Annotated in this window: 12 protein-coding genes and 1 tRNA gene; 8 read left to right on the top strand and 5 right to left on the bottom strand. The window is 41.9% G+C overall.

The window, feature by feature from the left end:
- Positions 1–236: 236 nt before the first annotated feature.
- Positions 237–1,775, top strand: coding sequence for a putative bifunctional diguanylate cyclase/phosphodiesterase (locus EX191_RS07720; protein WP_193447488.1), 1,539 nt, complete (start codon positions 237–239; stop codon positions 1,773–1,775).
- Positions 1,776–1,848: 73 nt separating this feature from the next.
- On the opposite strand, the gene EX191_RS07715 is transcribed toward EX191_RS07720, so the two are convergent.
- Positions 1,849–3,783, bottom strand: a complete 1,935-nt coding sequence (locus tag EX191_RS07715; protein WP_012842482.1) for a DEAD/DEAH box helicase — start codon at positions 3,781–3,783, stop codon at positions 1,849–1,851.
- Positions 3,784–4,196: 413 nt separating this feature from the next.
- Here EX191_RS07715 and rnb point away from each other — a divergent pair, with 413 nt between their 5' ends.
- Complete coding sequence (rnb, locus tag EX191_RS07710; protein WP_012842481.1) at positions 4,197–6,200, top strand: exoribonuclease II; 2,004 nt, start codon at positions 4,197–4,199, stop codon at positions 6,198–6,200.
- Between the two features lie 72 nt (positions 6,201–6,272).
- A complete protein-coding gene (locus tag EX191_RS07705; protein WP_012842480.1) occupies positions 6,273–7,082 on the top strand; it encodes an AraC family transcriptional regulator in 810 nt (269 codons plus the stop codon).
- Positions 7,083–7,122: 40 nt separating this feature from the next.
- Here the strand turns inward: EX191_RS07705 and EX191_RS07700 are convergent, their stop codons facing one another.
- Positions 7,123–7,476, bottom strand: a complete 354-nt coding sequence (locus EX191_RS07700; protein WP_012842479.1) for a DUF3024 domain-containing protein — start codon at positions 7,474–7,476, stop codon at positions 7,123–7,125.
- Between the two features lie 266 nt (positions 7,477–7,742).
- On the opposite strand from EX191_RS07700, the gene EX191_RS07695 reads away from it, so the two are divergent.
- A complete protein-coding gene (locus EX191_RS07695) occupies positions 7,743–8,567 on the top strand; it encodes a phosphate ABC transporter substrate-binding protein (protein WP_005391035.1) in 825 nt (274 codons plus the stop codon).
- 59 nt (positions 8,568–8,626) lie between these two features.
- Here EX191_RS07695 and EX191_RS07690 read toward each other — a convergent pair whose 3' ends face one another.
- A complete protein-coding gene (locus EX191_RS07690) occupies positions 8,627–9,307 on the bottom strand; it encodes a MaoC family dehydratase (protein WP_193447487.1) in 681 nt (226 codons plus the stop codon).
- 328 nt (positions 9,308–9,635) lie between these two features.
- Between EX191_RS07690 and EX191_RS07685 the strand changes: the two genes are divergently transcribed.
- The 4 genes from EX191_RS07685 to EX191_RS07670 all read left to right on the top strand — a co-directional run bounded on the left by EX191_RS07685 (position 9,636) and on the right by EX191_RS07670 (position 11,405).
- Positions 9,636–9,726, top strand: a tRNA-Ser gene (locus EX191_RS07685).
- An 89-nt stretch (positions 9,727–9,815) separates the two neighbouring features.
- Complete coding sequence (locus tag EX191_RS07680) at positions 9,816–10,385, top strand: DUF6538 domain-containing protein (protein ID WP_193447486.1); 570 nt, start codon at positions 9,816–9,818, stop codon at positions 10,383–10,385.
- Between the two features lie 56 nt (positions 10,386–10,441).
- The gene (locus EX191_RS07675) at positions 10,442–11,056 is read left to right on the top strand and encodes a recombinase family protein (protein WP_193447485.1); all 615 of its coding nucleotides are present in this window, start codon (positions 10,442–10,444) and stop codon (positions 11,054–11,056) included.
- Between the two features lie 91 nt (positions 11,057–11,147).
- Positions 11,148–11,405, top strand: a complete 258-nt coding sequence (locus EX191_RS07670; protein ID WP_193447484.1) for a helix-turn-helix domain-containing protein — start codon at positions 11,148–11,150, stop codon at positions 11,403–11,405.
- 47 nt (positions 11,406–11,452) lie between these two features.
- On the opposite strand, the gene EX191_RS07665 is transcribed toward EX191_RS07670, so the two are convergent.
- Both EX191_RS07665 and EX191_RS07660 read right to left on the bottom strand, forming a co-directional pair.
- Complete coding sequence (locus EX191_RS07665) at positions 11,453–13,732, bottom strand: DEAD/DEAH box helicase (RefSeq protein WP_193447483.1); 2,280 nt, start codon at positions 13,730–13,732, stop codon at positions 11,453–11,455.
- On the bottom strand, positions 13,720–14,427 hold the full coding sequence (locus EX191_RS07660; RefSeq protein ID WP_193447482.1) for a hypothetical protein: 708 nt from the start codon (positions 14,425–14,427) through the stop codon (positions 13,720–13,722). Before EX191_RS07660 ends, EX191_RS07665 begins: the two co-directional genes overlap by 13 nt.
- Positions 14,428–14,845 lie beyond the last annotated feature (418 nt).

The raw sequence follows: 14,845 nt of genomic DNA, 5'->3' as shown, positions 1-14,845 counted from the left end.
TGAACAAATTTTGTTGATCTGTAGCAAGTTTTGATTTTATTTGAAGACTAAAAAATATGACTTGTTAAACATAATTTATGAATAGGTCAATTTGTACAAATTCAGAGATATGAGCTACGTTGTTTATTGGGTGAACAAAAATAATAAACCAATCAATAAATCGGGGTAATAATGTGCCCACTATTGCATTTCTATTAGTGATCTTAGGTTTGATTTTGCTCTGCTGGGGATGGCAGATGACAAAAAACATCTGCTCGAGAACTGATGTACCCGGGTGGACTTTCCTATTGGTGTTAATCAGCTGTTTCATTTTTGCGTATGCCGCTTTTTTACACGCTATAATGCAAAAACCTATCGCTTCCCTCTTGGAAACCGGAGTTTCTCTCATTCTATTCGGTGGCAGCATTTTTGTGGTGCTGGTTATCAAATGGAGCAACGACTCCATACTAGAACTTCATACCGTTGCTGAAAAAGAGAAGCGTAATGCCGTTCACGACGCACTTACTGGACTCCCTAACCGTAAATACTGCTTTGAGTTAATCGAAGATAGAATACAGTCTGGAGACCCTTTCTCAGTGATCCTTTTCGATGTCGTTAACTTTAAACAAGTCAACGATGCTATGGGACACTTTTGTGGAGACCAACTGCTGATTCAAATTGGGCAACGTCTCCAAGAGAAACTTAAAGGCAGTGACAAGATTTTCCGCGTTGGTGGCGATGAATTTGTCATCCTCACCTCGTCAGCATGCGAGGAAACAGGCAAAAGTCTCATCGAAGAGTTAGATTCGGCACTGTCTAATCGCTTCCATTTAGATGAGTTTCAAGTCTCTTCCCGCGTTGTTTTCGGTGTCAGTACCTACCCTTATGACGCTCTATCCAATGATCTATTGATAAAGCATGCGGACATTGCCATGTATCACGCCAAACGAAATGGCAACCTCTTTGCATTTTATAATGAGGACATGAACGTCGGGGCCAAGTACCAGCTCGAAATCTCTTCTCGTATTCAATGTGCGCTGGAAAAAGAGGAGTTCCAGCTATACTACCAACCGTTGATTGACGCACATACTAACTTAGCTGTCGGCTTTGAAGCCGTGATCCGTTGGCATGACGAAAATGGTAAAACGATTTCGCCTAACGACTTCATCCCCATCGCGGAGCGAAGTAATCAAGTGCACAACATCACCATGTGGGTCCTCAACCAAGTTGAAAAAGACCTCCAGACCTTTATAGAAAAAGACATCAAGCTTCCTGTCCACGTTAACTTATCTGCAAAAGATCTCTCGTCTAATTTATTGTTCAACCGCTTGGAAACACTGCTCAAGGTAAACCCTCAATTTGCTGACCTTATAAGCTTAGAGATTACTGAAACGATGGCGATTGATAGAGTTGTTGAGCTCAACCCCCTGATTCACCAAATCAAAGGATTGGGTATTAAGATCAGCTTGGACGACTTTGGCACCGGGTATTCATCTCTGTCGCTTTTGAGAGATCTCCCGGTTGATCAAATTAAAATCGACCGATCATTTCTTTGTACCGCAAGCCGGACAGAAGGCACCCGCTCTATCGTTGAGAACACAATAGCGTTAGCGCATGGCCTAGGGTATTCAGTCGTCGCAGAAGGCGTTCAAGACATGGATACACTGCATTTTTTGCGCAGTCGTGGCTGCGACATCATTCAGGGCTACTTGTTCTGCCCAGCCCTACCCTTAAACGAAGTAATAACCTGGGTAAATGAGCACGATGAAAAACAAAGCCGTATTCGACGCGCATAAAAAAGCCGAGCATTTCGCTCGGCTTTCAATTCTTACGGCAATTTAATCAATTGCTCTAATCACTGATTCGTGATTATGCTTCTTGAGTGCGACGACCACGGCCGTGACCACGCTCACCACGGTGGTTACCACGGTGATCACCACCACGGTTACGATCGAAGCGACGTTCGCCACCTTCACGGTTACCATCGCGGTTGCCGTCACGGTTACCACGGAAGCCACCTTCGCGACGACCGCCTTCACGACGATCACCACCACGGTTGCCGCCTTCGCGGTTGCCACGGTAACCGCCGCCATCACGACGACCACCATCGCGACGACCACCGTCACGGCGACCACCACGAGACTCTCGGAAGTCATCGAAGTCACATACTACAGCACCAACATCTTGTTGACGGATGCGTAGTTTGCTTAGCTTGCCCGCAGCTTCAGAAGTCATTGCTTTTGGTAGCTGAACGAATGTGTGGCCTTGTGCTAGCTTGATCGCACCGATAGAGCCTTTACCTAGACCTAGTTCGTTCGCTAGAGCACCAACGATGTCTTTAACTTGAACACCTTGCTCGCGACCAACTTGAAGCTGGTAAGTATCCCAATCTTGGTTGTTGAAGTTACGACCGCCGTCACGACCACCTTCACGGCGCTCTTTGCGGCGTTGCTTATCACGCTCAATCGCTTCAACCATTGGATCTTCGCCAATGTAGAACAGAGGACGTTTACCTTGCTGGCGCTTAAGAAGCATAGCAGCAAGCGTTGCTGGGTCGATGTCTAGAGAAGTTTGTAGTTTCTCTACTAGCTCAGCAAATTTGTCTAGAGCTTTGTGCTCTTTCTCTGCTTCAAGCTCAGCGCCTAGCTTAGCTAGACGAGCTTCAGCAACTTGGTCACGTAGAGGAAGTTGAATCTCTTCCATAGATGACTTAGTTACGCGCTCGATAGTGCGAAGCATACGGATTTGGTTAGTGCGAACAAGAAGGATCGCTTTACCTTTACGTCCAGCACGGCCAGTACGACCGATGCGGTGGATGTAAGACTCAACATCGAATGGGATGTCGTAGTTGAATACGTGCGTAATACGTGGAACATCAAGACCACGTGCCACAACGTCAGTTGCAACTAGGATGTCGATAACACCTTGTTTGATGTGATCAACAGTACGCTCACGTAGAGACTGAGGAATGTCACCGTGCAGAGCAGCCGCTTTAAAGCCACGTGCAGATAGCCAATCAGCTAGACGCTCAGTGTCTTGACGAGTACGTACGAAGACGATTGACGCATCAGTTTCTTCTGTTTCAAGAAGACGAGACATCGCTTCATCTTTCTCTACACCCTTCACTACCCAGAACTGCTGTTGAACTTTGTCTACAGTGTGGTTCTTACCAGCAACGTCAACCATTACAGGCTCACGTAGGAAACGCTCAACGATTTTCTTAAGCATCGGAGGCATTGTTGCAGAGAATAGAACGCGTTGAGCAGACTCTGGTGCATGTTCCATGATCGCAGTAACGTCATCAACGAAACCCATGTTTAGCATTTCGTCAGCTTCGTCTAGTACAAACGTGTTTACTTCATCTAGGTGTAGACGTTCACGGTTGATAAGGTCTTGTACACGACCTGGAGTACCAACAATAACTTGTGCACCACTCTTAAGAGCACGCATCTGATCTACGATAGAAGCACCACCGTAAATCTCTAAAACTTTAAGACCCTTGATGTTCTTACCAAGGTTTTTCATTTCAGCCGCAACCTGAATCGCTAACTCACGCGTTGGCGCAAGAACGATAGCTTGTGGTTTACGTTGGTTGAGATCGATCTTATTTAGAAGAGGCAGAGAGAACGCTGCCGTTTTACCTGTACCTGTTTGAGCTTTACCCAGCGCGTCAGCACCTTCCAACAGGTGTGGGATTGCCGCAGCCTGAATTGGAGTTGGTGACACGAAACCCATTCCGTCTAGAGCAGAAAGGATAGAATCATTCAGAGATAAATCGCTGAATTGAATAACAGAATCTTGCATTGGGATCCTACTTAATTAAACAAAAAAACAGTCCCATATGCTCTTCCAATTCGATACTGATTCATCCAGTTACTGATTCCATTCAGACAGGAACACAGCACAGTACACAACCGCGATAAGCCATTAGGGACGACTAAGGGAGGCGGATTATTCCTTAAAAGCATAAAAAAAGCCAGAAAAAATTGAATTACATCACAATTTATTCTCAATAATGGCATTTTTAGCATATTTTTCCACCAACCCCACCATTCCCCGTAGATTTGCGCAGCTCGCAGATGAGTTTTTCATCAATATTTAAGCCGATTTCCTGCAATTCGATCAGCAAAATTCACGGCGAAATTGCGCTCCACAGGTAGTAATAATAGCTCGCAATGATTATAGTGTGCCCAACTCCATAGGTAATTTAAGAAAAGATGTTTCAAGATAACCCACTACTCGCTCAGCTTAAGCAGCAAATCCAAGAAAACCTGCCGAAAAAAGAAGGCTCAATAAAAGCCACAGATAAAGGCTTTGGCTTTTTGGAAGTGGACAGCAAGACTAGCTTCTTCATCCCACCTGCGTACATGAAAAAGTGCATGCACGGTGACAAAGTCGTCGCCATTATCCGCACAGAAAATGAACGCGAAGTTGCAGAGCCACAAGAGCTGTTAGAACAAGCCGTGACTCGCTTTATTGGTCGAGTCAAAATGTTCAAAGGCAAGCTAAACGTAGCACCTGATCACCCGCAGCTTAAAAAGCTTTCTCTTAAAGCGAAACTAAAGAAAGGTCTAAAACCTGACGAGTTCGCTGAGGGAGATTGGGTTGTCGCACATCTTATTCGCCACCCTCTAAAAGGCGATAACTCTTTCTTCGTAGAAATTTCTGAAAAAATCACAGACGCGAACGACAAAATTGCACCTTGGTGGGTAACGCTTGCTCAAAACGATCTACCAAACTCTGAGCCAGCAGGCATCGAGAACTGGGAACTGAAAGACGACGCCGATCTAGAACGCGTAGACATGACACACGTTCCTTTCGTGACTATCGATGGTGAATCAACCAAAGATATGGACGATGCGCTGTACGCGAAGAAAACCGAATCTGGCGATTTCGAACTGACTATCGCTATCGCAGATCCAACCGCCTACATCACACCAGAAGATGAAATGGATAAAGTAGCACGTGAGCGTGGCTATACTATTTATCTTCCGGGCCGCAATATTCCAATGCTGCCTCGCGATCTAGCAGACAACCTATGCTCTCTGATTGAAGGCGAAATTCGCCCTGCTATTTGCTGTACCGTAACCGTAAATAAAGACGGCGTAATTGGCGACGATATCAAGTTCTTTGCAGCAAACATCAAATCACACGCACGCCTAGCATACGATCACGTGTCTGATTGGCTAGAAAACGGCAGCTCAGAAGCATGGCAACCATCTGAAGAGATCGCGACGATCGTTCGTGACCTTTACGACTTCTCCCTTGCTCGCGCAGAATGGCGTGAGAAAAACGCAGTGGTCTTCCCAGACCGCCCTGACTACCGTTTTGAGCTGAGTGAAGACAACGATGTGGTTGCTATCCATGCAGATATGCGCCGCAGTGCAAATCGCTTGGTTGAAGAATCAATGATTACCGCAAACATCTGTGCTGGTCGTACACTGCGCGATAAATTTGAAACAGGTGTTTTCAATACTCACGCTGGCATTAAGACTGAGAAGATTGAAGAAGTGGTTCAACTTGTCAATCCAGAAGGTGCACTGGAATTCACAGCGGAGTCAATTACTACTCTAGAAGGCTTTGCTGCATTGCGTCGCTGGTTGGCTGCGCAAGAAACCTCTTACCTAGATAATCGTATTCGTAAGTTCCAAGCCTACAGTGAAGTAGGTAATCAGCCTCTTCCTCATTACGCTATGGGGCTGGATATCTATGCGACTTGGACATCACCAATTCGTAAGTACGGCGATATGATCAACCATCGCATGTTGAAGGCCGTCATCCTAGGTAAAGAGCCAGTGCAAAAACCTGATGATCAAGTCGGTGAAGAACTAGCTCTGCACCGTAAACATCATAAAATTGCTGAGCGAAATGTCTCAGATTGGTTATATGCACGTACGCTTGCTGATGAGCCGAACAAGAAAACTTGTTTCACAGGTGAGATTTTCGATATTAATCGTGCTGGTGCACGTGTCCGACTTCTCGAAAATGGCGCAGCAGCCTTTATTCCTGGTGCACTAATTCTTGATAATAAAGAAAGAATTGAGTGCAATGGCGACAACGGTACCATCTCTATCGATAAAGAGGTCGTATACAAACTTGGTGATACATTGGAAATTGTCCTTGCGGACGTAAACCAAGAGAACCGCAGTTTAGTTGCAAAGCCAACCCAGGTATTTGCTGAACAACCAGCAGCACAAGCAGAACAAACTGTAAGTGAATAATACCGAATGAAGTTAAAAGGCGCTCTATTGAGCGCCTTTTTTATTTGTTATGTAAAAATGATAAGAACGAATATGCCGAACATTGAGATCATTCGCTTTAATCACTTCACTGCGCGCAAAAGTGAGCGTTACACCGCAACACATAATGGCTTATATGTTGTTGAAGAAGGTGCCCTATTAGTTCATCAACCAAATGGTGAACAGTTTGAACTTAAAGCAGGAGATTTTACTCTCTACAACTCCGCTGATTTGAGCAGCGCAGAAGCTATCCCTAGTGAAAAAGGCTTTAAAGCACTGGCTCTAGTCTTCAACCCAAATCTATTCTGTGACTTTAAAAAAGCACACCCAATGCTACGCTCCAAGACGGAAGAAAGGCGCTTCTATCCTTTTTCAGCGCAAGCCAGCAGCGAAGTAGCACAACTAAAAGACACATTGGTCAACTTAGCGAGTCGCAATGCTCCAGACTACACACAAGGTCATATCGCAATGGCACTGCTGTCGTTAATGGTGGAGGTAGAGCCAAACATCCTATCAATCATAGATGATGCAAGCAGCCTAAGCGACTCTCAAAAGGCCATCAAGTATATTGAGAACAATATCGAGAAAGATATCACTCTGGAAGGCTTAGCGGCTCATATGAGCATGTCTATCGCGACCTTAAAACGCCGCCTCGCCGCAGAGGATCTTTCATTTTCACAGATATTAAAAGTGAAGCGGATCAACTTCGCCGCAACCCAGCTGCGCATGTCAGAAAAATCTATAACAGAAATAGCGTTTGAATCCGGATTTAAAAGTGCAGCGCATTTCAGTACCGCATTTAAATCGGTTTACAACATGACGCCGAAAGACTTTAGAAACCAAGTCGTTAAATCCAAAGCATAAATTATGGCGACATTGGCAGCTGTTAGAATTGGAGCGTTCCCTATTCCCAAAAACACGCTTGAGGATCGCTTTCCAATTCGGTGAGTAGTTCTTCAAGCGTTTGGCTGTATGGAAGTGGCTTATAAGGTATCCACCTTAATAATTCGTTGCGATACGTTGGGACGTAGAAATACCAAAGCTGATTGCCCTCATCAAACACGATCTTCGCGACGGGAGAGGTATATTCGCTGTGCTGTGAATCAAGAAGAAAATGCGCTCTATGAAGCTCTACACCATTCTCCACTGGCTCATATAGGCACTTACCCTGCTCGACAGGCAGGTTAGCATTACGCGCAGAGCAGAGCGATTGAACTGATTTGTATAAACGACTTGTCGCCATTTGGGACACTGACATCAACGTTCTCCCGATGGATGATAGTTAGAGCTGTCGATCCTAGTATATAACCTTTACACCACCACCGATGCTGATTATCTGCCTACCTCAAACAAAGGATGGCTATATTCTCATTTCCTCAGATTATCATCTCACTTTACTTGGAAACGCTACCTACATCACCTCTTGGTTAGAAAGAATTCCCTTGTTTAGACCTGACAGTTCACAAAAGTGTAACCTGAACGCAATATCATAAACGCTGCTTTATACCGTATATGGAGTTTAATATGTTACGTTTTACTGTGGCGACGTTATTGGCCATAGCAGTCTCCCTCCCCGCCATTGCAAAAGAAATTAATATCTCTGGGTCAACCTCGGTTGCTCGCGTAATGGATGTACTTGCAGAGGAATACAACAAAACACACCCGGACGATTACATTGCAGTTCAAGGTATTGGTTCTAGTGCGGGTATTACAATGGTTAATAAAGGCGTAGCCGAGATTGGGATGAGCTCTCGCTATCTGACAGAAAGCGAAAAAGGTGAAGATCTCAACGTATATCCTATCGCTTATGATGGCCTAGCTGTTGTTGTAAACCGTACAAACTCTGTAAAAAACCTTTCTCAACAACAACTGTTTGATATCTACAAAGGTAAAATCAAGAATTGGAAAGAGGTTGGTGGTGCAGATCAACCTATCGCTGTTGTCACTAGAGAGGCGTCTTCAGGCTCGCGCTACAGTTTTGAAAGTCTGCTAGGACTAACCAAAATCGTAAATGATCGCCTCGTCTCAGATATCAGCCCGAACAACTTGGTTGTAAATAGCAACAGCATGGTAAAAACCATCGTGAACCATAATACTCGTGCAATTGGGTTTATTTCTGTGGGATCAGTAGATCGCTCAATAAAAGCGATTCAATTAGATGGTATTGACCCAACTTCGGCAAACATTAGCAATCACAAGTATAAATTGGCGCGGCCATTCCTAGTACTCTACAAAGTCAATAAGATTAGCGAACCAGGTAAAGGGTTCGTCACCTTCCTTCGCTCAGAACAAGGACAAAAAGCGATTGCTGATTACGGTTACACTCCAGTAAAAAGCTTTAATCAATAAAACCAAAAAGAGAGCATATTAATGCTCTCTTTTTATATGTTTTCTATCTGGCTCTGGAATTAGAAATGCAGTTGAATAACAGAAACGACAACAGCACCAGGTCGACGAATACCTTCGATTTCCACTTTAATTTCACGCTCGATCTCCAAACCTTTTTTGATCGGCGTTACTTTTGTCAACGTGCTGACAGCACGAACGTTGTTTCCTGCTTTAACAGGGTAAGGGAAACGAACTTGGTTTAAGCCTAAGTTAACGACCATTTTGGCTGTTGGGAACATTGGCTTATCAGGGTCCACTGAGTCAGTCAATTTAGGCAACAATGCTAATGTTAAAAAGCCATGAGCGATGGTTGTTTTAAATGGAGATTCAACTGACGCGCGTTCTGGATCTGTGTGAATCCACTGCATGTCTTCCGTTACCGCACCAAATTGATTGATACGTTCTTGAGATACATGCACCCAGCCACCAGTGTGAATCACTTCACCAATTTTTTCACTTAACTCGTCATACAGCTTTTGAGCCTCAGGTGCCATTACGATTGGTGCAGGTTGAGGCGCAACCTCTTCGTTAACAGCTGGCTGTTGGTGATCACGAACTTTCGAGAAAAGAAAGCTATTCTGAGCTTTTCCCAAAAAGTCACTCCAATAATCGCGTAACGTTGGAGACATCCAATTCATAAACTCGGATTGATGAGCAGAAATCGCATCAACTTTGTCTTTAAATAGATTTGTGACCTTCATAAACACCCTTAAAAATTTAAGCACAACTGGCTATACCAGTTAATTTTGAATTAGTTCACAAAGTCTTGCAAATACTTTCGGGCGAACACCTGTACCCTAAAAGCAAGTTATTTCTTAAATATCATAAAGATAACAATAAAACACCATTTTATTGACTTGCGCCAATATAAAGTAAAAACTCTATAAATCGCTACTATTTGTCTCTTTTTTAACCCATTTTCAAACTGTTTAACATTACATCAGCGACTATAAAACGAGCAAACAGTACTTCTATTATAATTCAGCACTTTACAATTCGGACTATGCTCCCTATTATACGTTCCGCAACGGAGAGATGGCTGAGTGGTTGAAAGCACCGGTCTTGAAAACCGGCATACGTTAATAGCGTATCTAGGGTTCAAATCCCTATCTCTCCGCCACTTATTCTTAGAAAAAAGCCTTTGATTATCAAAGGCTTTTTTCGTATCTGAAGCATAGAAAAGTCACCTAACACAGATAGGTGATACATATGTATTTGATAAAACTGGCTTCTGGCGTGTACTACACACGTATTGCCACCCCTGCTTTTCTACAAAACTCCCATGACTATCCGAAGGAAGTTCGCTTCTCTTTGCTTACTAAAACGCGTCGTGAAGCGATTAAACGCAATACTCGGTTAGCTAGTGCTATCTGCTCTCTCTTTGACAGAGCATTCAATCAGTACATGCCATACAAAACGTTCAAAGCCATTCTCCTGGTGTTGATAAAGCGTGTACGCGAGGAGTTTAAGACGAGTTCGAAGATGGAGCCTCATCATGCGCCAATTACCGTCGAAACTCCGCCACCAACTCCTGTGGAAGCCTTACCTGAACAACAATCTAAGGACTCGAAGTTCTTCGCAACGGAATTAGATGATTTTATTCGCTCTAAAAGCCTTGAAAACATTACTCATCTATCTTCTGTTCAGCTTAAGCAACGTTGTACAGACTTCATCTTCTTTGTGAAGAAGCGGAAACTTCCAGTAACGCCTAAAACAGCCATACCCAAAAGAGACAGGTCACTCCTCACAAATCTTCATTTAAAAAACAGTTTAAAATAGACACTATTTTGTAGACAGTTTAACGCAGACAAAATGCCATTCTAGGGACATAGAAAATGATAAGAGCTTATTTAAGAGCCTCAACTGATGAGCAAGACTCTTCTCGTGCTAAGCAGGAATTACGAGAATTCGTTAAATCCAATAATCTACAGATTGCATCTTTCTATCAGGAGAATATATCAGGTACAGCAGCCGAGCGTCCTGAGCTAGATCGGCTCATTGAAGACTCTGAAGATGGCGATGTCCTATTGATTGAAAAAATGGATAGATTGACGCGCTTGCCGTTCCAAATCTGGGAAACCCTCAAAGCGCGAATCAAAGCTAAAGGGATATCAATCGTAGTTGCAGATCAACCTATGACCCACCAGTCTTTATCTGATGCAGATGTGTCAGTCTCGGCAATTCAGCAGGCGTTAACAAACTTCATGTTGGATCTGGGCGCAGCGATGGCTCGTGATGATTACGAAACGCGCCAGAAACGTGCTCAGCAAGGTATCGCAAAAGCAAAGGTAGAAGGACGCTACAAAGGACGACCTGTGAACGCAGAGACAGCACAAAAGTGCCGAACTGTTAATTTGCTAGTTTCTGACGGTGAAACCGTCAGTGCTGCATGTAAAGCACAGGGTGTAGGTAGAGCAACTTATTACAAGTACCTATCCGCCCGAGGCTGACGGCTCAAATATACTCTTTAGCGTATAAATAGAAAATATACGCCATAGAGTATATGAGGATTTGAATTACTGGGTAAAAGGAAGATAGAAGATGTACGTGAGTGATCCATTAGCGTTGGCAAACTGGATGCGAGAAGCAAGGCAAAACAGTGGATTGACACAAAAGCAGGCTTCAGAGTTAAGCGGGCTACGGCAAGCAACGATATCTAAAATCGAAAATGAACCAGCATCTTGCACCATCGAAACCTTGTTATGCCTGGCTAGAGTCTATCAATTAGAGCTTCACCTGTTACCGATGCTGGTTAAGGGGGAGAACTATGAGCACGAGATTTCTAAGTTGGAATGGTAGGTGTACTGTATAGGAGGTTTCCCTCCTATACAGTTAGTGAATTTAGATTAGGGTAGATACCACTCTACAAGCTCCCGTACTTCTTCGGGGCCACCATGAATGTTGTCTTTGAAAGATATTGTTGCTTCAGATATAGAATCGACATATTCAGCCAATATTTTAACATCGTCTGGTGGGAATCCATATCTGAGAAGTAATGTATGTACTGAGTTATTTGTTCCATACTTCAGTAGCTCAATCATTTTCAGGGCGTTATTGTCCTTTGTGAATTTGTGATAGATAGACATCGCTCCTATCAAAACATCTGACAACGAGAATGAGATAACAGTATCTAAATAATCATAAGTATCAAAAACTATAGCATCATAGCTTACATCTTTTGCTTTTGTTCCTATAGGAAATAATGAGAATCTAGAGGTTAGTTTACTGTCTGGCAGTTTGTTTGCTGGTTGTGAAAACGCAGCATTAACATTTCTGTTTTCTCCTCGTTTTGATATGTAACTATATCTTATACCAACAATCTCTTTAAATGATCGCCCTTGAATAATTTGAAAAAATATATTAATCGCATTGTCAAAAACACTGTCTTCTCCATCGTAAAGTTCTCTTCCTAAAGATAAACAATATATTTTCTTAAGAGCAGATTTACAAATTATTCGATTGTCTTGATTCTCTGGTCCAAATAAGCTAATACCAAAACCATTACCATAGAACAAGTTCAAGACAATTTTTATATTTTCGAGTGATTCATCGGTTGATAATCGTTCTATTTTAGTTTGAGGTAAGCTCAGTTCATCATTAAAAGTTCCATCTTTAATTGATGAAATTAGTTCTTTTTCGTCTGAAACGTTATCTACATCTTGATCTAACAGTGATTCTTCAGACAATTTAAAATTATTATTTATCCGTTCTATCGCTAGCTTAGGGCTTTTGGTGTACACATAACCAAAGTCAAATTTCATTTCACTAGAAAGTCTGCCACTGCGCCCAATTAAGTTTTTGAAAGATAGCGCTCTATCATCATCGGAGTCGCTCTCAATACGCATACTTTCAAGCCAAACGATATCAAATGGCATATTTATGCCTTGTGCTAGGGTACTTGTAGCGAAGCAAATTTTCGCAAATCCTTGACGTATAAAATCTTCGACTAAAAATCGAACATCTAAAGGAATCGAACCGTGGTGAATAACAACACCTTTCTTTAGTAGATCAACCAATCTAGAACGATGATCAGTATCGTTAGCACCGAGGTGGTCCTCTACTTGAGAAATTATCTTCAAAGCGTGAGGGTCTGTAACAGCTTCAAATTTATCTATATACTTAGAGAAACCGTCAATAAAGTCGCCGCGATATATAGAGGCCTTTGATACAAAAACTAATACTGACTTTGTTCCATCAAAAGCGGTAACTTCAAACTTGTTTTCCAGTTGTAGACAGTTTTTTACTAAATAACCTTTATTATTATATGGAGAAAAGTAATAATCCTTATTGTTCTTATGACCAAAAACAAATACTTTACCTACTGTACTGTGTGGATACGAGCGTGAAAAAGAATTTTCATCACTTATTTCATGCTTCTTAAATTGTGCGGATGGGTTTTCAACGAATGGATGTGCGAATATTAGCTTAGCATCAGGGTATGCTTTTTTAACCCGCCTAACTAGCACATCAAAAATAACACCGCGTTCTTTTTCCTCAGACACCTGTGCTTCATCGAAGAAGAATAGCTTTATATCTCCTTTGTCTTTTGAGTGGAATAGTTCCCTTGCCCTTTCTGGAGTTAGTACAAATATTCTTCTTAGATGCCTGTCAGTAAATACATAATCAACAAATGACAAAATCATAACGGATTTATTACCCTTAAAAGAATCGCGTAATGTCTTTATATACTCGGCAATAAGTGCTCTAGAGGGAACTACTATTACACAATCCCCTTGCATTTCATTAATATAATCTCTGATAGAAAATGATTTTCCCGCACTTGTTGGTGCTGATATTGAAACATACTGCTGGCTTTCTATTGCATTCCTCACATGAGCTTGGACGGGAGTTAAGTATTCATTGTATTTTTTCTTATGTGTATTACCAACCCCAGATAAAATAAATGAGAGTAAGTTGTTAGGATTTGGGTTTTTATAAAACAATCCAAGGGTAGATATTACTTGCTCTTCAAGATCAAAAAACACTTCTGGATAAAACAATTTTAAATATGATATTTTTTCAATGATTTTATTATCCGTCGGACCATCTCTATGTAAAATTGATATGGTGTCTAGCAATAATCTTCTTGCGTCATTTTCATTTTGTATGTTTTTTATTTCGAACATTTTACACCAACAACATATATTTTATTAGCTTTGCCAATTAAATCTGATTTGGCTATGCTAGCTAAAGCGTTTGCCATTATTTTATCAAGCTCTTGAGATGTGATAGAAAAAGCTGCGATAACTCCATATTTGTCTTGATCTAAGTTTTCTATACTTTCCTGTTTCGTTAGGTTGATGAGATGTACACGATCACGAAAGTGTTTTTCTTCATTGAGAAATCTACCGATTTGAGGAATAGCTTCACCATGAGGATTTGTACTAGCTGAATATTTAGCCTCACCGAAATTTATTAAGTTGTCATTGCATTCCGTATGAAAGTCAAATCCTTCATTTTGTTTTTTTTGCGGTTTCCAGATTTCCGCGATTGGTAATCGGTTATGTTCAAAAATTAGTTCTAGCGCTCGAGAGGAACCTATGGAGACCATTACTTCACCAAATTCAGCTCCCAAAGGGTTCCCATTCGCTACTTCATTAAAGATTTGGACAAGGGCTTCAGCAGTCTCATTAGCAGTGTATTTATAACTACGTTGGGTTCCCGCGTCCATATTTAACATCCATGATGTATCCAATACGGATTGAGTTAACATTTGGGCGATGAACGTTAAATCTTCTACATTGACAATACAGGCATGAATTGATTGTTCATCAGAATGCTTCGTATGCGTACAGCCCCAATCAGGATCTGCTACCTCCATTCAATACTTCCTATTAGTCGGTGAAAAATTCAGTCCAGAAATGATATTTATTAATCATTAGAGATGAAAAAGTGGAGTTATTTTAGTTAGTTAACTATACCAGTTAATCTAAGAACCGTTAACTCAAGGTAACCTTCAGTTGGTAGAAAAAGTGCAACTAATCACATAAAATGATGAGATTTGTGCGCTACCCAACAAAATTGATTCTGCTCTTCTTGAAATGCTGTGCGGACAGCTAGTGAGCATAATTACCCTTGCTAGGTTCTGGTTTCTATAGTTGAAAATTTGTACTTTCCAAGAAGAAGATAGAGTGTTAAATTGAAGTTCCTGATGTGACTCACTGTTGGGTTCTAGACTTTTCCATTTTCAGCAGAAAATCCTCCATCGAGTCAAAGACTTTGATTTTTATAGGTTTCAG

Origin of the sequence: Vibrio chemaguriensis (assembly GCF_012275705.1) — a bacterium.
GTDB classification, from domain to species: domain Bacteria; phylum Pseudomonadota; class Gammaproteobacteria; order Enterobacterales; family Vibrionaceae; genus Vibrio; species Vibrio diabolicus.
The sequence above is the reverse complement of the archived record's forward strand: the minus strand, read 5'-3'. Positions and strand labels throughout refer to the sequence as shown.

Bases quoted from the DNA above. Each gene is read 5' to 3' on its own strand.
- EX191_RS07720 (WP_193447488.1), top strand. From the start codon at position 237: ATGACAAAAAACATCTGCTCGAGAACTGATGTACCCGGGTGGACTTTC.
- EX191_RS07715 (WP_012842482.1), bottom strand. From the start codon at position 3,783: ATGCAAGATTCTGTTATTCAATTCAGCGATTTATCTCTGAATGATTCT.
- rnb (WP_012842481.1), top strand. From the start codon at position 4,197: ATGTTTCAAGATAACCCACTACTCGCTCAGCTTAAGCAGCAAATCCAA.
- EX191_RS07705 (WP_012842480.1), top strand. From the start codon at position 6,273: ATGCCGAACATTGAGATCATTCGCTTTAATCACTTCACTGCGCGCAAA.
- EX191_RS07700 (WP_012842479.1), bottom strand. From the start codon at position 7,476: ATGTCAGTGTCCCAAATGGCGACAAGTCGTTTATACAAATCAGTTCAA.
- EX191_RS07695 (WP_005391035.1), top strand. From the start codon at position 7,743: ATGTTACGTTTTACTGTGGCGACGTTATTGGCCATAGCAGTCTCCCTC.
- EX191_RS07690 (WP_193447487.1), bottom strand. From the start codon at position 9,307: ATGAAGGTCACAAATCTATTTAAAGACAAAGTTGATGCGATTTCTGCT.
- EX191_RS07680 (WP_193447486.1), top strand. From the start codon at position 9,816: ATGTATTTGATAAAACTGGCTTCTGGCGTGTACTACACACGTATTGCC.
- EX191_RS07675 (WP_193447485.1), top strand. From the start codon at position 10,442: ATGATAAGAGCTTATTTAAGAGCCTCAACTGATGAGCAAGACTCTTCT.
- EX191_RS07670 (WP_193447484.1), top strand. From the start codon at position 11,148: ATGTACGTGAGTGATCCATTAGCGTTGGCAAACTGGATGCGAGAAGCA.
- EX191_RS07665 (WP_193447483.1), bottom strand. From the start codon at position 13,732: ATGTTCGAAATAAAAAACATACAAAATGAAAATGACGCAAGAAGATTA.
- EX191_RS07660 (WP_193447482.1), bottom strand. From the start codon at position 14,427: ATGGAGGTAGCAGATCCTGATTGGGGCTGTACGCATACGAAGCATTCT.